This is a genomic window from Streptomyces sp. WMMB303 (genome assembly GCF_029351045.1).
Classification (GTDB): Bacteria; Actinomycetota; Actinomycetes; order Streptomycetales; family Streptomycetaceae; genus Streptomyces.
Map to the genome: position 1 here is coordinate 3191021 of NZ_JARKIN010000001.1, position 18980 is coordinate 3210000.

15 protein-coding genes and 2 rRNA genes are annotated in these 18980 nt (G+C 68.5%); 9 read left to right on the forward strand and 8 right to left on the reverse strand.

Annotated features, from left to right (window positions below; genetic code table 11):
* Window positions 1-249: 249 nt before the first annotated feature.
* Together P2424_RS14275 and P2424_RS14280 are read right to left on the reverse strand one after the other, a co-directional pair.
* Window positions 250-1245 (reverse strand): inorganic phosphate transporter, encoded by a 996-nt coding sequence (locus tag P2424_RS14275; RefSeq protein ID WP_075003185.1) that lies wholly within the window; start codon window positions 1243-1245, stop codon window positions 250-252.
* Between the two features lie 6 nt (window positions 1246-1251).
* Entirely contained in the window at window positions 1252-1872 is a 621-nt protein-coding gene (locus tag P2424_RS14280) for a DUF47 family protein (RefSeq protein WP_026004259.1), read from the reverse strand.
* Between the two features lie 207 nt (window positions 1873-2079).
* On the opposite strand from P2424_RS14280, the gene P2424_RS14285 reads away from it, so the two are divergent.
* The gene (locus P2424_RS14285; RefSeq protein ID WP_276476129.1) at window positions 2080-2514 is read left to right on the forward strand and encodes a metal-sensitive transcriptional regulator; all 435 of its coding nucleotides are present in this window, start codon (window positions 2080-2082) and stop codon (window positions 2512-2514) included.
* A 224-nt stretch (window positions 2515-2738) separates the two neighbouring features.
* On the opposite strand, the gene P2424_RS14290 is transcribed toward P2424_RS14285, so the two are convergent.
* Both P2424_RS14290 and P2424_RS14295 read right to left on the reverse strand, forming a co-directional pair.
* A complete protein-coding gene (locus P2424_RS14290; RefSeq protein ID WP_276479183.1) occupies window positions 2739-2963 on the reverse strand; it encodes a hypothetical protein in 225 nt (74 codons plus the stop codon).
* Between the two features lie 154 nt (window positions 2964-3117).
* Window positions 3118-3990, reverse strand: a complete 873-nt coding sequence (locus P2424_RS14295) for a hypothetical protein (RefSeq protein ID WP_276476130.1) — start codon at window positions 3988-3990, stop codon at window positions 3118-3120.
* Between the two features lie 113 nt (window positions 3991-4103).
* Between P2424_RS14295 and P2424_RS14300 the strand changes: the two genes are divergently transcribed.
* Window positions 4104-4346, forward strand: a complete 243-nt coding sequence (locus tag P2424_RS14300) for a hypothetical protein (RefSeq protein WP_276476131.1) — start codon at window positions 4104-4106, stop codon at window positions 4344-4346.
* 113 nt (window positions 4347-4459) lie between these two features.
* Here P2424_RS14300 and P2424_RS14305 read toward each other — a convergent pair whose 3' ends face one another.
* Together P2424_RS14305 and P2424_RS14310 are read right to left on the reverse strand one after the other, a co-directional pair.
* The gene (locus P2424_RS14305) at window positions 4460-5176 is read right to left on the reverse strand and encodes a phosphatase PAP2 family protein (RefSeq protein ID WP_276476132.1); all 717 of its coding nucleotides are present in this window, start codon (window positions 5174-5176) and stop codon (window positions 4460-4462) included.
* 258 nt (window positions 5177-5434) lie between these two features.
* Window positions 5435-6388, reverse strand: a complete 954-nt coding sequence (locus P2424_RS14310) for a bifunctional lytic transglycosylase/C40 family peptidase (RefSeq protein WP_276478971.1) — start codon at window positions 6386-6388, stop codon at window positions 5435-5437.
* Window positions 6389-6804: 416 nt separating this feature from the next.
* Between P2424_RS14310 and P2424_RS14315 the strand changes: the two genes are divergently transcribed.
* From P2424_RS14315 to P2424_RS14345, 7 genes are all read left to right on the forward strand, one after another.
* Complete coding sequence (locus tag P2424_RS14315) at window positions 6805-7113, forward strand: hypothetical protein (RefSeq protein WP_016472248.1); 309 nt, start codon at window positions 6805-6807, stop codon at window positions 7111-7113.
* A gap of 95 nt (window positions 7114-7208) precedes the next feature.
* Window positions 7209-7859, forward strand: a complete 651-nt coding sequence (locus P2424_RS14320; protein WP_276476133.1) for a class I SAM-dependent methyltransferase — start codon at window positions 7209-7211, stop codon at window positions 7857-7859.
* Between the two features lie 280 nt (window positions 7860-8139).
* Complete coding sequence (locus tag P2424_RS14325) at window positions 8140-9015, forward strand: hypothetical protein (RefSeq protein WP_276476134.1); 876 nt, start codon at window positions 8140-8142, stop codon at window positions 9013-9015.
* On the forward strand, window positions 9005-10336 hold the full coding sequence (locus tag P2424_RS14330) for a hypothetical protein (protein ID WP_276476135.1): 1332 nt from the start codon (window positions 9005-9007) through the stop codon (window positions 10334-10336). Before P2424_RS14325 ends, P2424_RS14330 begins: the two co-directional genes overlap by 11 nt.
* The gene (locus tag P2424_RS14335; RefSeq protein ID WP_276476136.1) at window positions 10336-11901 is read left to right on the forward strand and encodes an SCO6880 family protein; all 1566 of its coding nucleotides are present in this window, start codon (window positions 10336-10338) and stop codon (window positions 11899-11901) included. The genes P2424_RS14330 and P2424_RS14335 overlap by 1 nt, the downstream gene beginning before the upstream one ends.
* Window positions 11902-12046: 145 nt before the next feature.
* Complete coding sequence (locus P2424_RS14340; RefSeq protein ID WP_276476137.1) at window positions 12047-13492, forward strand: ATP-binding protein; 1446 nt, start codon at window positions 12047-12049, stop codon at window positions 13490-13492.
* Window positions 13493-13616: 124 nt separating this feature from the next.
* Window positions 13617-15245: a hypothetical protein gene (locus P2424_RS14345; protein ID WP_276476138.1), complete on the forward strand. Its 1629-nt coding sequence runs from the start codon at window positions 13617-13619 to the stop codon at window positions 15243-15245.
* A 258-nt stretch (window positions 15246-15503) separates the two neighbouring features.
* Here the strand turns inward: P2424_RS14345 and rrf are convergent.
* Together rrf and P2424_RS14355 are read right to left on the reverse strand one after the other, a co-directional pair.
* A 5S ribosomal RNA gene (gene rrf, locus P2424_RS14350) occupies window positions 15504-15620 on the reverse strand.
* 104 nt (window positions 15621-15724) lie between these two features.
* Window positions 15725-18848, reverse strand: a 23S ribosomal RNA gene (locus P2424_RS14355).
* Window positions 18849-18980 lie beyond the last annotated feature (132 nt).

Below are 18980 nucleotides of genomic sequence, written 5' to 3' on the forward strand. Positions count from 1 at the left end.
ACAGCCGCTCGTCCCACCCGGTCCCGCCGGTCCGGATGGGTCACCGACCGCCCGCGGTGCTGCATGGCGGTGCCACCGCGGGCCCCTCCGCCCCCGCCCCCGTCCCTTCCCGCTCTGCGGGGAGACGCGGGGGCGGGGGCGGCGCACTCCCCGACGACCGGTGCCGGGCCAGGCGCGGCGCGCAGGTGCCCAGGCTCGGGCCTCGGGGTCGGACGCTACCGTGAGCCGTCAGCCGTCAGCCGTCAGCCGTCAGCCGAAGACGAGTTTGATCGCCCAGTAGATCACCGCCGCCGAGAAGGCGGCGGCCGGCATGGTGATGAACCAGCCGAGGATGATGTTCTTCGCGACTCCCCAGCGCACCGCGCTGACCCGCTTGGTGGCGCCGACACCCATGATCGCCGAAGTGATCACGTGGGTGGTCGAGATGGGCGCGTGGAACATGAAGGACGCGGAGTACATCACGGAGGCCGCGGTGGTCTCGGCCGCGAAACCCTGCGGCGGGTCGAGTTCGATGATCCGCCGGCCCAGGGTCCGCATGATGCGCCACCCGCCCGCGTAGGTGCCCAGCGACAGCATGGCGGCGCTGGCGAACTTGACCCAGATCGGGATCTCGTTGTGCTGCTGCACATCGGCGATGGTGAGCGCCATGACGACCACGCCCATGGTCTTCTGCGCGTCCTGGAGGCCGTGTCCGAGCGCCATCCCGGCCGCCGAGACGGTCTGCGCGATGCGGAATCCCCGCTTGGCCCGGTGCGGGTTCGCCCTGCGGAACATCCACATGATGGCGCACATCACCAGATAGCCGACGAGCAGACCGACCAGCGGCGAGAGGAACATCGGGACGACGATCTTCCCGAAGACCCCCCACCAGTGCACCGCGATGCTGCCGGCCAGCGCCGCGCCCACCAGACCGCCGAAGAGAGCGTGGCTGGAGGACGAGGGCAGTCCGTAATACCAGGTGATGAGGTTCCAGACGATGGCACCGACCAGGCCGGCGAACAGGATGGCCATGCCGCTGTCGCCGTGCGGGGTCTCGATCAGCCCCTCGCTCACGGTCTTGGCGACGCCGCTGCCGAGGAAGGCGCCCGCGAGGTTCATCACCGCAGCCATGGCCAGGGCAGCACGCGGGGTCAGCGCCCGGGTGGAGACCGACGTCGCGATGGCGTTCGCGGAGTCGTGGAAGCCGTTCGTATACGTGAAAAAGAGCGCGACACCGACGGTCACGATCAGCGCGAAGGTGTCCACGGAACGTCAGGACTCCTTGACCGTGATGGTCTCGACGGTGTTGGCCACGTGCTCGAACGCGTCGGCGGCCTCCTCCAGCACGTCCACGACCTGCTTGAGCTTCATGACCTCGATGGCGTCGTACTTGCCGTTGAACAGATGGGCCAGCAGCTTGCGGTGGATCTGGTCGGCCTGGTTCTCCAGCCGATTGACCTCGATCCAGTACTCGGTGAGGTTGTCCATCGTCCGCAGGTTCGGCATGGCCTCGGCGGTCAGCTCGGCGGCCCGCGACAGCACCTCGATCTGCTGCTCGACCCCCTTGGGGAGCTCTTCGATCTGGTAGAGGACGACGAGGTCGACGGCCTCCTCCATGAAGTCCATGATGTCGTCGAGGGAGGACGCCAGGTTGTAGATGTCCTCGCGGTCGAACGGCGTGATGAAGGAGGAGTTGAGCTGGTGGAAGATCGCGTGCGTCGCGTCGTCCCCCGCGTGCTCCGCCGCGCGCATCCGTTCAGCGATCTCGGTGCGCGCGGAGGATTCAGCGCCGAGCAGTTCCATGAGGAGCTTGGAGCCGGTCACGATGTTGTCCGCGGAGGCCGCGAACATGTCGTAGAAGCTCGTCTCCCTGGGGGTCAGACGAAAGCGCACTGGGGGTCCTCGGGGTGCATCGATGACGGTCTCGTTGATGCTAGGCGCATCATCCGGCCACGGCGAACCGGCGTCCCCAGTGTCACCCATGGAGACTCGCGCTCCGAACCGGGCTCCGAGAAGTCCGGTATCATATACCCGTCAGGGGTATCAAGGCCCCGGTATTACGGGCCCGACCGCCCCTCACCACCCACCTGGGAGGACCGCATGACGTCGCCGCAGAGCACACCGGACACAGCGGAGACCGTGACGCCGAACACGGACCCGGCCGGTCCGGCGGGCTCCGACGCCGCGACGACAGCCCCCGGGACCGTGGCCCAGGCCACCTCGCAGTGCTGCTCGGCCCACGCGGCCACCGGCGAGCACGGCTACACCAAGCACAAGGAAGCCCACGTCAAGCGGCTGCGCCGGATCGAGGGCCAGATCCGCGGCCTGCAGCGCATGGTGGACGAGGACGTCTACTGCATCGACATACTCACCCAGGTCTCCGCATCCACCAAGGCCCTGCAGTCCTTCGCGCTCCAGCTCCTCGAGGAGCACCTGCGGCACTGCGTCGCCCACGCCGCGCTGGACGGCGGCGCCGAGATGGACGCCAAGGTCGAGGAGGCCACCGCCGCCATCGCCCGCCTGCTGCGCACCTGAGCAACCACCGTCCCCGCCGTCGGCCGTCCCCGCATGGCCGCCTGCCCCAGGCCGCCCGCGCCGGCGAGGAGCCGTCGGGGGAACCGCGGGAGACCACGGAGCGCCGGCGGACAGGGAATCTGCGATCCGGTCCCGGAGTTCCCCGCGGGCCGGCTCGGAGCAGCCGGGGCCGAATGCTGCGGCCCCGACACCCGAACCGCTCCCTCAGCGGGCGGACGCCTCCGTCAGCAGGCGGACGAGCGGGGCACCTCATCGAACCCGTCCGCCGCGCGCCGCAGCACCTCGTCGATCCGGGCCGCGCTCAGCGGCCCCTCAGCGGCGGACGCGGCGATCATCAGTTCGCCGCACAGCTCGATCTCGGCGAGAGCCACGTGGTCCTGCATCAGCGAACGCCGTCGGCAGCGGCCCCCACGGCCGTCGCCCCTGCCGTCACGCTTCGGTACGGGCACACGTATCACCTCCCGTGCTGCACGGATCCACCGGGCGGAGCGCCGCGGCCGGGCCTCGGCCCAGCCCCCCAGCCTAGGGAGGCGGCCGCCCGGGCGCATGGCACTTCCGAATCATTTACCGGTACGGCATCGCACCCACCGCGTCCGCCGACCGCTACGGCGCGGCGATCCGGCCCGTCCAGATGTCGCCGGGTTCCGGCATCCTGATCCGCACCCGCGTACCGAAGTCGTGCAGTTCCGTCGTCGAGGTGACCGTGTAGTCCGCGTCCGGGGGGCTGTCCGGGCCCGCGCCGAAGTCGAAGCGGTGCCGGACCTTCCGCAGTCGCGCCTGCGCGTCCAGATAGGCGTCGAACGGCACCGAGTGACCGGAGAACCCTTTCTCCGCCGCCCGCAACTGGCGCCGCGCCCGCGAAGGCGCCCCCGCCGCCGCCCGCTCGATGTCGACCAGGCCGCTGTAGTGCCACACCCGGGTGCCGCCCAGCTCGGCCACCCCCTCGTAGGCCACCCGGCGCGCGCCCCGCAGCAGTTGGGCGGCGGTGACCGGATCGGTCGCACCACCCGTCACCAGATTCCCGTCCGGCAGTGCGGTGGTGTCCACCCGCACCCACTTGTCGGCCGGCACCCCCGCGCGGTTGCGCATGTAGAGAGCGCCCGGCGCGATCAGCTCGCGCACCCGCCTGCGCTCCCCCGGCAGCGCCCCGTCCGTACCGGGCGGCAGGGTGACCCGGAGCCGCCCGGTACGGGCAGCCAGATCGAACGCGCCGCTGCCCTCGATGGTGACCCGGGTATGGCCGCTGACCATCTCCATCGCCGTCCGCACCCGCGCCGTCCCCGCGCGAGCCAGCTCGTCGGCCGCAGCCGCCACGGCGGCACGGCCGGGCCGTGCGGGCCCGGCAGCGGGCGGCCCGGCGGTCACCACCGCTCCCTCGCCCGAGCACCCGGCCGACAGGAGCAGCACCGCCCCGAGCGCCGTCACCGCGAGCGGGGCGGACGCCCTGCCCCCTCGGATGTGCCGACGCACTGCCATCTAGCCGACCCCTCGCTCCCGGTCGCCGCCGTACCGGTTTCCCGGGCCGGTCCGGATCCGACCGTTCAACGAGCCCCCTGGGAAGCCCGTCACGGTCCGCGTACGGTGGTCACGTGCGAGAGCTAGCTCCCGAACACCAGCCGGACCCGGCCCATCCGACGGCGGCCGCGGCGCCGCACGGCACGTCGCTCACGGAACGGGGCTCCTTCTGCTCCGCCGCGTGCGCCTGCGGCTGGCGCGGACCCGCCCGCCGGGCCCGCGACCGCGCCCGGGAGGACAGCCACGCGCATCTGCGGGACCAGGGCGCCTCCGACACGGCAGTGCCCCCGCCGGACGGTGCGGCGGGGGCACTGTAGGAGCTTCGTTCCCGGGGCCAGGTTCCAGGGCCCGGCCCTCGGCGGTACGGGCGGCCCGGGACGGTGTCAGGACCGCTTCACCGGACGCAGGACCGCAGGACCGCAGGGCCGCTTCAGGCGGCCAGGTCACGGTCCCCGGTACGGCGCGGCTCCTCACGGCTGCGGCGGCGGCCCACCGCCCGGCTGCCCGCGGCACCCACCGCGGCAGCAGCGGCACCCGCCCACAGCAGCGTCTCCAGGCGCGAGTTCCGGGCCGCGCCCCGCACCACCGGGGTCAGGGCCCACATCGCGACGGGGGCGAGGAGCAGCGCCACGGCGGTGCCCAGGGCGAGTCCGCCGATGACGTCGGTGGGGTAGTGCACTCCCATGTAGACGCGGCAGAAACCCTCCAGGAGGGCCAGCGCGATCGCGACGAGACCGGGCTTGCGCTGGACCATGAAGAGGCCGACGGCGATGGCCATGGTGAGCGTGGCGTGGTCGCTCACGAAGGAGAAGTCCGTCTTGCCCGCGACGAGGGGCTCCACGCTCTTGTGCTCCAGGAAGGGTCTCGGCCGCTCCACCAGGCCACGGATGGGGATGTTGAGCGCGAGCGCGATCAGCGCCGCCACCGGGGACCAGATGAGTCCGGCGAAGCCGCCGAGTGCCTCCTCCCTGCTCTCCCGCTTGCGCGTCACGCCCCACCAGGCCCACAGGGCCAGTACGACGAGTCCAGCGGCGATGCCGTACTCCCCGATGTACTCCATGACCCGGTCGGCCCAGGCGGGTGCGTCCTTGGCCAGCCCGTTGATCTCGTAGAGCAGTTCGACATCAGGGTTGTCCCAGAGTGCCATCGTGGTGCGGCCCCTCACTTCGGCTGTGTGCTCGTCGCTGGATCTGCGCTGACGACCCCCCGTGGTCGCGGTGCGGAAGTCCCATTCCGTGGAGAAAAACGCGCTGCGTCAGGTGAACCGTTCCGTTCTTACCGAACGATCACCAGGACGTTACCCAAGGGTGACCCATATACGCAGCTCAGGGCCTGTGCCTCACGGATTGTTGACGTAATCCGTGCGCTGCGCACACACGTCCATCGGGACCGCGCCCACCCGAGGTCACCCGGCGCTCGGCCGGGTCGCCCCGAAGTAGTCAGGAGTGTCGATGGGGTCGTAGCGAATCTTGGCCCCCGTATAGGGAGCGTTGATCATCTTGCCACCCCCGACATAGATGCCCACATGGTGGATGGAGCGGGAGTTGGTCAGGTCGGAGGCGAAGAACACCAGGTCCCCGGGGAGGAGTTCACCGCGCTTGGGGTGCGGACCGGCGTCGTACTGGTCGTTGGCCACCCGCGGCAGTTCGACACCCACCTTCGCGTACGCCGCCTTCGTCAGACCGGAGCAGTCGAACCGGCCGCCCTGCGCCGCCGTACCGTTGCCGCCCCACAGATACGGGGTGCCCAGCTTGCTCTGCGCGAAGCTGATCGCTCCCGCACCCTGCTTGGTGGGGCTGAGCCGACCGGTGGGTGCGGCGAAACTCTGCTCCATCCTGCGGATGGTGGCCACGTAGTTCTTCGTCTCGCTGTAGGGAGGCACCCCGCCGTACTTGATCACCGCGTACGGACCCGCGTTGTACGCGGCCAGCATGTTGTCCGTGGCGTTTCCGGCCACGTCCTTGACGTTCGAGGCGAGCTTGCAGTCATAGTTCGCCGCCGACGGGATGGCGTCCTCCGGATCGTGCACATCCCGCTTGCCGTCCCCGTTGGCGTCCAGCCCGTGCGTCGCCCAGGTGGCCGGGATGAACTGGGCTATCCCCTGCGCCTTCGCCGGGCTCTGCGCATCGGGGTTGAACCCGCTCTCCTGCTTGAGCTGCGCGGCCAGCAGCGCCGGGTTGAGCGCCGGGCACTTGTTGCCCCACTTCTGGATGAGCTCCGCGTAGGCGGCCGGCACGGCCCCCTTGGCGAGGGAGACGGCGCCACCCCCGGCCAGCAGGCTCGCCGAGGCCGCGTAGGTACCCACCACCAGCAGCGCGACGAACAGGGACAACAGCCCCCCTCCACCACCGACCGCCAGCAGCAGTGCTCTTCTACGGCGCACTCCCCAAACCTCCCCCACAGGCAACCAGTTCGCTCACGCCGACCAACCGTCTCCATCATTCCAGGCCGATCCCCCGAGCGGAACGGCGGACAGCGGGCGCGGAGGCGGACCGCGGCCGCAGCCCCACCCCGCCCCCGTCCCATCAGGGGCGCACAGAGGCACACCTGTGCGCCCGCTGCCCCACGGCCCGCCGCCGTGCTCGTGGCACGTAGCCCGTAGCCCGTAGCCCGTGGAGCAGGGCCTCCCGGCCCGGAACGGCCCGCACCACGCCACCGGCCACCCGGTGCGGCCCCGATCCGGGACCAGTTCGGGCAAGCGGGACGCTCCGGCTGTCACCGGGCCGTGGCACAATCCGTCAGAGACAAACCTTGAAACTAGGCGGTGAGTTCACCATGTTCCTGGCGGCCGACAAAGGCGATATCACCACCATCATCGGCGGGATCGCCCCGGACTGGGGCCCGTTCGGCTCGCTGGGCCACGAGGCCAGGGTGATGATCGAGGTCATCATGGCGGTGGCCATCCTGCTCTGCCTCGGCATCGCCATCTGGGGCGCGGCCAAGCAGCGGATCGGCGCCACGGCGCTCCGCGACACCTTCAGCGCCGAACAGGGCAAGGGCCTGATCGTCGCCGGCCTCACCGGCGTCTTCATCATCGGCTCGCTCGGCACCCTGTTCACCATCGTCTACGGCATGGCGGTCTGAGAGCCGAGCACAGCGGAGCACACGGAAACCGCTCCGCCCCGACACATCGGCGCCCCCGTGCGCCCGCACACCCGCGCCCGCACACGAGGAGCTCCATGGACATCGTGAACCCCGCCCTCGACGACTACCTACTGGCCCACTGCACGCCGGCCGACGACATCCTGCGCGACCTCGTCGAGGAGACCCACGCGCGAGTGCCGGACTACCCCACCATGCAGATCACGCACGACGAGGGCGAATTCCTCACCATGCTCGTGCGACTCACCGGCGCCAGGACCGCGGTCGAGATCGGCGTGTTCACCGGATACTCCTCCCTCTGCATCGCCCGCGGCCTGCCCGCCGACGGCCGGCTGATCGCCTGCGACGTCTCCGAGGAGTGGACGTCCATCGCCCGCCGCTACTGGGAGCGCGCCGGCCTCGCCGACCGCATCGAACTGCACCTCGCCCCGGCCGCCGACACCCTGGCCGACCTGCCCCAGGAGCCGTTCGTGGACTTCGCGTTCATCGACGCGGACAAGGTCGGCTACCCGGCGTACTACGAGGCGCTGGTGCCCCTGCTGCGCCCCGGTGGGCTGATCGTGCTGGACAACGTGCTGCGCGGCGGCAGGGTCGTCGACCCCGCCGCCCAGGACGACGCGGACCTGGCCATCCGCCGGATCAACGACACCATCACCGCGGACGCCCGCATGGAGTCCGTCATGCTCCCCCTCCGCGACGGCGTCACCCTGGCCCGCAAGCGCGCCTGACGGCACCGAGGCGGCAGCGGCCGGCACGGCGGGTCGGCACGGTCACCGCCCGGCGGACTGCGCACCGGGGGCGCACGGACGCGCGGACGTCCCACACTCCGCACCCGGAACCGCCCCATGAGCGGCCCGGACACGGGCGGCACACCGGCGCGATGTTCGAAATGCTGCTATCCACCTGGCTTGCAGACGGCACATGCGCGGCGCGACCCCGCTACCGTCATCTGAGGAGACAATGCAGTGACGGCAGTTGAGCGACAGAGGTCGAGGGGGCCAGGCCGGCATGAACATCGGCGGCGGCGAGTACGACGCGCGTACCCGCACCAGCGAAGGCGTGCCCGGCGCCCGTGAAGGCGCACGGACAACGACTCGAACACGCCTGCCCGGCGGCGACGGAGGCGGCGGCAACCGCCCGTCCAACCGCCCCGGTCGGAGCCTGGTGACAGTCGTCGCCGTGGTCGTCCTGCTCATCGCCGCCATCGCCTTCGCCAACCGCGGTGGCGGCGGCGAGGGCGGCGGCGGAGGCGGTGCCGCCTCCGACAACAAGAACGACGCCGCAGCCGGCGCCCGCCCCACGGCCCCCTCAGGTGAAAAACCTGTGAAGAATTCCCCCGGCGCCCTCGCCTCCGGCTTCGCCCACGACGATCAGGGAGCGCAGAGCGCCGCGGCGAACTACGCGGTGGCGTTGGGTGGGGAAGAGATGTTCACCTCCGCGTCACGCGACAAACTCGTGGATTCCATCTACGCGCCGAGCGTCGCAGACGCCCGGAAGGCCGACTTCGACAAGACCTACGGCGACCCGGGCTTTCTGCAGAAGGTCGGCCTCGACAAGACAGGCAAAGCCCCTGAGGACACGACGTTCGTAGCACGCACGACTCCGGTGGGCGCCAAGGTGATCGATTTCAGCGACAAGAAGGCCAGAGTCGCGGTCTGGTACTCCGGCCTCTTCGGCTTGGCCGGAGAGGGCTCGAAACGCCCCGTGACCGAGAGTTGGTACACCACCACTTTCGAATTGTCATGGGTGAAGGACGATTGGAAGGTCACGGACTTCAAGCAGAAGGACGGGCCCACACCGATCGGCAAGGACCAAGCGGCATCGTCGGCCGACGAGATGGCCGACGCGGTGAAGGGGTTCGGAGGGTTCACATATGCCCGGTAATCGACGCCGCACGTTCACCGTCGGAGCGGTACTGGCCGGTGTGCAGGCTTCCGCTGTGCTGCTCGCCACTCCGGCGTCTGCCGACCCGGACGACGACTGCATGGGTCCCGCCAACGAATACTGCCGACAGGGCGGTAGTGACAGTGGCGACACCCCGAGCAACCCCCTCGACGACCCCACAGCCGCCACCGACCCGCTCTCCTCCCTTGCCAAAGGCTGCGCCGAAGCCGCGGCGTGGACGGTCGAGAAGCTGGCGAAGCTCGTCGACTCGACGACGAAGGTGGACTTCACGAACACGGAGTTCCTGCGGCAGTACGCCGTGGTGTTCGCCGCGTCGACGATCCTGACGCTGACGCTGTGGCTGCTGGCGGTCGCCAAGCGGGCGGTGCGCGGGGTGCCGTTCACGGAGGCGTTCACCGAGGCGATCGGCTTCCTCTGGTTGACGGTGCTGGCCTCCGCCTTCACTCCGCTGATCCTCTACACGGTGGTCTCGGCGACCGACTCGGTCACCGAGGTCATCGCCTCCGGTACCTCGGACAAGACCGACGCGTTCTTCGGCACCTTCTCCAAGGCGCTCAAGAAGGGCGACGACATCGGCGGCGGGCCGATCATGCTGATCGTCGTCTCCCTGGTGTCGGTGCTGGCGGCGGGCGTGCTGTATCTGGAACTCGTGGTGCGTGCCGCCCTGCTGTACGTCGGCGCGCTGCTGGGCACCGCGGTCTACGCGGGACTGGTCGACAAGAACCTGTGGGGCCATGTCCGCCGCTGGGCGGGCATCATGATCGCTGTCATCCTCGTGAAGCCCGTGATCGTGATCGTGCTCGGTCTCGCGGGCGCGCTGGCCGGCGGCGACGGACCCGATTCGGTCTCGGCGATCGTGTCGGGGCTGGCCATCATCCTGCTGGCCATCTTCGCCAGTGGGATGATCTACCGCTTCGTCCCGGGCTTCGGCGACGATATCGCCGCCCACCGCAACGCCGTGCGCGCCTCCTCCCGGTCCGCCGCAGCCGTGGTGGCCTCGCCCGCCGCGCTCGTCCGGCAGGGCATCAACACCCATGGCGGCCGGGGCGGCGGCCAGAGCGCCCCCGCGACCGCCAACGCGTCCTCCGGCGGGGGCGGCGGCGCCTCCGGCTCCAACGTGTCCGGCGGAGTGGCCGCCCACAGTTCCCGCTCGGGCGGCGGTGAGGAGTCGGCGCCGCGGCAGCAGCCGCCCGCGCCGGCCGCCACCACCCCGCACTCGGCCCGGCCGTCGCGGCAGGGTTCCTCGGAGGCGGGCCGGTCGCCGTCCGGCCCGCCGCACAGCTCGGGAGGTGACCGCTGATGTCGACTCCGTCCCACACGGCAGGTTCGGGCCTGGGCACACCGCGCCGCACCTACATGATCGGCCGGGCCAGGCCCAACGCCATCGTCGGCAAGAACCGCGAAACCGGCGAGATCGGCGTGATCGTCGCCGGTGCTTTCCTCGGCATGATGTGCGGCCTGCTCATCCCTGTCCTCTCGTTCCGTATCCCCGCCCTGGTCGGCTTCCCGGCGCTCGCGCTGGCGGCTGTCTACGTGCCGTACAAGGGCCGTACGTTCTACAGGTGGTTCGAGATCAACCGCTCCTACAAGCGGCTGCTGCGCCGCGGTACGACGTTCCGTTCCGATGCCGCCGAGGCGGGCACGATGCTCGACGGCCGTGAGGTGGAGGTCGGCTCGCCCCCCGGGGTGGGTCGCATCAACTGGCTGTCGGCGCCCTTCGGTCCCGATGAGATCGCCGTGCTGCTGCACGCCGACCGGCGTACGGTGACCGCCGCCATCGAGATCGAGGGGCCGGGCGTCGGGCTGCGCGACAGTGAGGACCAGGAGGCCCTGGTCGAGCGCTTCGGCACTCTGCTGAAGCATGTGGCCAACGGCGACGGCTATGTGACGCGGCTGCAGATGCTGGCCAGGACGCTGCCGGCCGATCCGGACGCGCACGCCAAGGACGTGGCCCAGCGCGGCAACGAGCGGGCCGCCGGATGGCTGCGCTCCTCCTACGATCAGCTGCAGTCCATGGTGTCCACCTCCAGCGAACAGCACCGCGCCTATCTGATCGCGTGCATGCCCTACGGGCGGGAGCTGGCGACCGAGGGCGCCACGATCGCCAAGGCCGCCCGGCGGACCGCGGGACGCAAGCTGACCAGGGACGAGGGGCTGGCCATCGTGATGGCCCGCGAGCTGACCGACATCTGCGCCCGTCTCGCCGAGGCGGACATCCGGGTCCGGCAGCCGCTGGGGCAGGCCCGGCTCGCCTCGCTGATCCACTCGATGTACGACCCGGACCATCCCATCGATCACATCCAGGCCATGTCCAAGCGCAACGCCTGGCCGGCCGAGCTGGACGCCGTCGCGCCGACGTACCTGCTGGCCAAGACCCGCGAGTCGAGCACCCGCGAGCCCTGGTGCCACGCGACGGCGTGGGTCAAGGAGTGGCCGATGACCCCGGTGGGGGTCAACTTCCTGGCCCCGCTGCTGGTACACACCCCGGATGTGATCCGCACGGTCGCCGTGGTGATGGATCTGGAGCCGACCGAACTGGCCATCGAGCGGATGCTGACCGAGAAGACGAACGACGACGCGGAGGCCAGCCGCTCGGCGAAAATGAACCGCACGGTCGACCCGCGCGACATCGCCGCGCACGGCCGCGTCGACCAACGCGGCGAGGACCTGGCCTCGGGTGCGGCAGGGGTCAACCTCGTGGGGTATCTGACGGTCTCCTCCCGTTCGCCGGAAGCACTGGCGCGGGACAAGCGCACGATCCGCGCCTCAGCGGGCAAGAGCTATCTGAAGCTGGAATGGTGCGACAGGGAACACCACCGGGCCTTCGTCAACACCCTTCCCTTCGCCACCGGCATCCGGCGCTGAGGAGGGGTCCCGTGCTTCTTCCCGTCCGCCTCGGCGCCGCCGCCCCACCGCTCCGCACCCGCACCACCGTCCGCCCGCCCCGCTCCCGCACCGTCGACCGACCGCTCCACCCCCGCACCGCCGCTCCAGGCCGGAGGTAGCCAGCATGGCCGCGCTCGATCCCCTGTCCGCCCTCACCGAAGCGTTCACCAGCTTCCTGTTCGGCAAGACGGAGACGACCCGCCTGCCCGTCCGCACGTCCACGGGCCAGGCGCAGGCCGTCTACCTGCCGACGGCCGCACCCGGGCTGGGCGACTCCGGTGTCATCATCGGCCGCGAGGTCTACAGCGGGAAGGGCTACATCTACGACCCCTTCCAGCTGTACGGGCAGCAACTGCCCGCACCGCACTGGCTGGTGCTGGGCGAGTCCGGGAACGGCAAGTCGGCGCTGGAGAAGACGTACGTGCTGCGCCAGTTGCGCTTCCGCGACCGTCAGGTGGTCGTCCTCGACGCGCAGGGCGAGGACGGCGTCGGCGAGTGGAACCTGATCGCCGAGGAGATGGGCATAACCCCGATCCGCCTCGACCCCACCGCGGCGCTGGACCAGGGAATCCGGCTCAACCCGCTGGACCCGGCCATCACCACCACGGGCCAACTCGCACTGCTGCGCACCATCATCGAGGTCGCGTTGGGGCACGGTCTCGACGAGCGTTCCGGATTCGCGCTCAAGGTCGCGCACTCCTATGTCAACTCCACCATCACCGACCGGCAGCCGCAGCTCACCGACATCGTCGAGCAACTGCGCCACCCCAAGCCGGAGTCGGCGGAGGCGATGAACGTCGCCCTGGACGATGTCCGCGACTGGGGTCTGGACGTGGCGCTCGTCCTCGACCGGCTGGTCGACGGCGACCTGCGCGGGATGTTCGACGGCCCGACGACGGTCGGAATCGACCTGGACGCGCCGCTGATCGTCTTCGACCTCTCACACATCGACCGCAACTCCATCGCCATGCCCATCCTGATGGCCATCGTCGGAGTCTGGCTCGAACACACCTGGATCCGCCCCGACCGGCGCAAGCGGATCTTCCTGGTGGAAGAGGCCTGGCACATCATCAACAGCCCGTTCGTCGCCCAGCTCTTCCAGCGCCTGCTGAAGTTCGGCCGCCGACTGGGCCTCTCCTTCGTCGCTGTCGTCCACCATCTCTCGGACGTGGTCGACGGCGCGGCCGCCCGGGAGGCGGCCGCCATCCTCAAGATGGCTTCCACGAGGACGATCTACGCCCAGAAGGCGGACGAGGCACGGGCCACCGGCAAGGTCCTGGGGCTTCCCCGCTGGGCGGTGGAGATCATCCCCACCCTGTCGCCCGGCATCGCCGTCTGGGACGTCAACGGCAACGTCCAGGTCGTCAAACATCTGGTGACCGAGGCGGAACGCCCCCTCGTCTTCACCGACCGCGCCATGACGGAGAGCGCCGTGGAGGTCGAGCGGACGGAGGGCCCCTCGTTCGAGACCGCGCTGGAAGCCGACCTGGAGGCGGAGACCGAGGCCCGGGCCTTGGCCATGGAACGCGCACCCTCCGGGCGGGCGGCGCCCGGCTCGGGAGTCGCCTGAACGGTGCCGGCGCGGGTGCCGTGCGCACCCGACCGGACGGCACCGCCCGACGGTGCCCCGGCGCGGTACGGCCGCGCAGGGGATCTTGCCGCAACCGACCGGCCCCGCTTGAATATCGGTACCGATGCCATACGACGACGATCGTGAACGTCACCGCCGCCTCCCGGACGGCCACTCGGCCCCGGGCCCGGACCACGTACCCCACCGCCCGCGCCGCGCCCCCGGTGGGGGCGGAGGCATCCCCGACGGCCTTCTGCTGGGCGCTCTGGGCTTCCTGCTGGGCCTCACCGTGTTCGTGTGGACGGCGACCGGGCTCGCCGGGCTGCTCGCCCACGGCGCATGGCCGGACGGCGTCACCTTCGCCAGGACGCCCCTGGCCGTACACCGACTGGTCACCGAACCGCACGACCTCGCGGGCGCCTGGCCCGCGACTCCGGGCGGCCAACTCTCCGGCTACGGCCTGTTCTGGGGCCTCTTCATCAGCCAGCTCCTGGTGCTGATGGTGCTCACCGTCTTTGTCATGGGGACCGTCGCCCGGGCCCGCGCCGTGCGCAGAGCCCGGCGTCTCCGGGACGACCGCCGCCGCGCCGGATCCGAGGCAGCCGCGCCGCCCGGTGCCCCGACGGCGCCCGAGGCCCCGGCCTCGCCCGGGGCGGCTGAGCGAAGGCCTCCGGAGGCCGCCGCGGGGCATCCAGGAGCCGCAGCCCCCGCCCCGCACCGTCCAGGGCCGCTGGAGCACTCGAACCCGGCACCCGGAGTTCCGAGTTCCGCCCCGGGGTCGGCCTCCGATGCCGGGCCGACTGCGGGCTCCTGGCCGGCAGAGCGGTCTCAACCTCCCGGAGAACCCACCGCACCGACCGCCGACCGTACGACGACCTCGGCAGAGCCCCCCGCCCCCGCGGTGTTCTCCGCTCCCGTGCCGCCGGCGATCCCCTCGCAAGGGGACCGCCGGGGCCCGGGGAGCCCCGACAGCGTGCTCCCGGCCCCCGGCGGCACGGCAGCCGCCGACGATCCGGTGGCGCGGATCCTTGAGGCCCCCGGCGCCGTACTCGTCAGCGCGGGTACCCCCGAGTTGTGGAACGCCACCAGAACGGCACGCGCCAAACTCGGCCCGGTCCACGTCTTCGACCCGACGCATGCGTGCGACACACCCGACCGTCTGCGCTGGTCCCCACACCACGGCTGCGCCGACCGCGCCACGGCTGCCTCCCGCGCCACCGCACTGCTGGCTCCGCTGCGGTCCCCGCGCCCGATCGACGCCACCATCCACACGACCGCGGAGACCCTGCTGCGCTGCTGGCTGCATGCTGCGGCTCTGGAGAAGCGGTCCTTCCGCGAAGTACACCGCTGGGCGCTGGCGACCGGTCAAACGGCGGACGCCGTCCGCGTTCTGCGCTCCCACCCCCGCGCCGCCTCGGGCACAGCGGGGGAGTTGGAGTCCGCGCTCGCCGGCCATCCGCAACTGCGCGCCGACGCACTGGCCCTGATCCGCCGTGCGCTGTCACCGCTCGGGCAACTGCATGTCCGCAACGCGTGCTCGGCCGAACGAGCCGATCGCCTCGCGTTGGAATCCTTCGTCGCCGAAGCGGGCACGCTGTATGTAGTGGGCGAGGATCCGGACGTCCTTCCGATCCTCAACGCTCTCACCCAGAGCGTGGTCGAGCACGGCCGCCGCATGGCCGCACGGTCATCTGACGGTCGGCTCGACCCACCACTGACCTCGGTCCTGGAACTGCCGACGACCCTCTCCTGAGGGCCGGACGCGGGCCTCGCGCCGGACACGGGCCTCGGGTCGCCCAGGCGTCCAGTGCCTCACTGCCGGCGGCGTCATGCCCGCGGTCAGGTCCGCTGCCCGGATTGAGGACGGCACAGGTGGCACAGTCAGTCTCGGCAGCACTTGTCGCCCTCCACAGTCCATTGACCTCACGGGCGAACAGCACGGTCCCGGCAACGCGTTCCGAACGTGAGAAAGCCCCGTCGGATGTCTCCGACGGGGCTTTCCCCACAATGAGTTCGGCGGCGTCCTACTCTCCCACACGCTCCCGCATGCAGTACCATCGGCGCTGAAAGGCTTAGCTTCCGGGTTCGGAATGTGACCGGGCGTTTCCCTCACGCTATGACCACCGAAACACGGTGAAACACACAACCAGCAGCACAACACCCACCCGACAACACGGGGATGGTGCTTGCACGGTTGTTGTCTCAGAACCGACACAGTGGACGCGAGCCTCTATGGACAAGCCCTCGGCCTATTAGTACCGGTCACCTCCACACGTTACCGTGCTTCCAGATCCGGCCTATCAACCCCGTCATCTCCAGGGAGCCTTAACCCCTCAAAGGGGGTGGGAGTCCTCATCTCGAAGCAGGCTTCCCGCTTAGATGCTTTCAGCGGTTATCCTTCCCGAACGTAGCCAACCAGCCATGCCCTTGGCAGAACAACTGGCACACCAGAGGTCCGTCCGTCCCGGTCCTCTCGTACTAGGGACAGCCCTTCTCAAGACTCCTACGCGCGCAGCGGATAGGGACCGAACTGTCTCACGACGTTCTAAACCCAGCTCGCGTACCGCTTTAATGGGCGAACAGCCCAACCCTTGGGACCGACTCCAGCCCCAGGATGCGACGAGCCGACATCGAGGTGCCAAACCATCCCGTCGATATGGACTCTTGGGGAAGATCAGCCTGTTATCCCCGGGGTACCTTTTATCCGTTGAGCGACGGCGCTTCCACAAGCCACCGCCGGATCACTAGTCCCGACTTTCGTCCCTGCTCGACCCGTCAGTCTCACAGTCAAGCTCCCTTGTGCACTTACACTCACCACCTGATGACCAACCAGGCTGAGGGAACCTTTGGGCGCCTCCGTTACTCTTTAGGAGGCAACCGCCCCAGTTAAACTACCCACCAGACACTGTCCCCGATCCGGATCACGGACCCAGGTTAGACATCCAGCACGACCAGAGTGGTATTTCAACAACGACTCCACGAACACTGGCGTGTCCGTATCACAGTCTCCCACCTATCCTACACAAGCCGAACCGAACACCAATATCAAGCTGTAGTAAAGGTCCCGGGGTCTTTCCGTCCTGCTGCGCGAAACGAGCATCTTTACTCGTAGTGCAATTTCACCGGGCCTATGGTTGAGACAGTCAAGAAGTCGTTACGCCATTCGTGCAGGTCGGAACTTACCCGACAAGGAATTTCGCTACCTTAGGATGGTTATAGTTACCACCGCCGTTTACTGGCGCTTAAGTTCTCAGCTTCACCACACCGAAATGTGACTAACCGGTCCCCTTAACGTTCCAGCACCGGGCAGGCGTCAGTCCGTATACCTCGCCTTACGGCTTCGCACGGACCTGTGTTTTTAGTAAACAGTCGCTTCTCGCTGGTCTCTGCGGCCACACCCAGCTCAGACAGCACGTGCCCTCACCAGACATGGCCCCCCTTCTCCCGAAGTTACGGGGGCATTTTGCCGAGTTCCTTAACCATAGTTCACCCGAACGCCTCGGTATTCTCTACCAGACCACCTGAGTCGGTTTAGGGTACGGGCCGCCACACAACTCGCTAGAGGCTTTTCTCGACAGCACAGGATCATCCACTTCACCACAAACGGCTCGGCATCAGGTCTCACCCCTGTAACGAGGAACGGATTTCCCTACTCCTCGGGCTACACCCTTACCCCGGGACAACCATCGCCCGGGCTGGACTACCTCACTGCGTCACCCCATCACTCACCTACTACAAGCTCGGACCGTCGGCTCCACCACACCCGGACTCCGAAGAGACCAGGAGGCTTCACGGACTTAGCATCACCTGATTCGATGTCTGACGCTGCATAGCGGGTACCGGAATATCAACCGGTTCTCCATCGACTACGCCTGTCGGCCTCGCCTTAGGTCCCGACTTACCCTGGGCAGATCAGCTTGACCCAGGAACCCTTAGTCAATCGGCGCACACGTTTCCCACGCATGTATCGCTACTCATGCCTGCATTCTCACTCGTGAACCGTCCACAACTCGCTTCCACGGCTGCTTCACCCGGCACACGACGCTCCCCTACCCACCCCAACAGGCGTTAGCCCTCATGTTGGAGTGACACGACTTCGGCGGTGTACTTGAGCCCCGCTACATTATCGGCGCGGAATCACTTGACCAGTGAGCTATTACGCACTCTTTCAAGGATGGCTGCTTCTAAGCCAACCTCCTGGTTGTCTCTGCGACTCCACATCCTTTCCCACTTAGCACACGCTTAGGGGCCTTAGTCGATGCTCTGGGCTGTTTCCCTCTCGACCATGGAGCTTATCCCCCACAGTCTCACTGCCGCGCTCTCACTTACCGGCATTCGGAGTTTGGCTAAGGTCAGTAACCCGGTAGGGCCCATCGCCTATCCAGTGCTCTACCTCCGGCAAGAAACACACGACGCTGCACCTAAATGCATTTCGGGGAGAACCAGCTATCACGGAGTTTGATTGGCCTTTCACCCCTAACCACAGGTCATCCCCCAGGTTTTCAACCCTGGTGGGTTCGGGCCTCCACACGGTCTTACCCGCGCTTCACCCTGCCCATGGCTAGATCACTCCGCTTCGGGTCTTGAACACGCTACTCAAACGCCCTCTTCGGACTCGCTTTCGCTACGGCTCCCCCACACGGGTTAACCTCGCAACATGCCGCAAACTCGCAGGCTCATTCTTCAAAAGGCACGCAGTCACGACGTTACGTGCAAGCACGCAACGCGACGCTCCCACGGCTTGTAGGCACACGGTTTCAGGTACTCTTTCACTCCGCTCCCGCGGTACTTTTCACCATTCCCTCACGGTACTATCCGCTATCGGTCACCAGGGAATATTTAGGCTTGACGGGTGGTCCCGCCAGATTCACACAGGATTTCTCGGGCCCCATGCTACTTGGGAGTCCCACAAACAAGTCGCTGGCATTTCAGCTACGGGGGTCTTACCCTCTACGCCGGGCCTTTCGCATGCCCTTCGCCTACACCAACAATTTTTCACTCGTCCAACAGCCGGCAGACCATTGAAGTGAGATCCCACAACCCCGCATGCGCAACCCCTGCCGGGTCTCACACACATACGGTTTAGCCTCCTCCGGTTTCGCTCACCACTACTCCCGGAATCACGGTTGTTTTCTCTTCCTACGGGTACTGAGATGTTTCACTTCCCCGCGTTCCCTCCACACCGCCTATACATTCAGCGGCAGGTGACAGCCCATGACGACTGCCGGGTTCCCCCATTCGGACACCCCCGGATCACAGCTCGGTTGACAGCTCCCCGGGGCCTATCGCGGCCTCCCACGTCCTTCATCGGTTCCTGGTGCCAAGGCATCCACCGTGCGCCCTTAAAAACTTGGCCACAGATGCTCGCGTCCACTGTGCAGTTCTCAAACAACAACCAGCCACCCACCACCCAGAGCACAACACCCTGGTTCACTGGGACCGGCCTCGAGCAACACAACCCAACGGCCGTGCCCTCAGACACCCAACA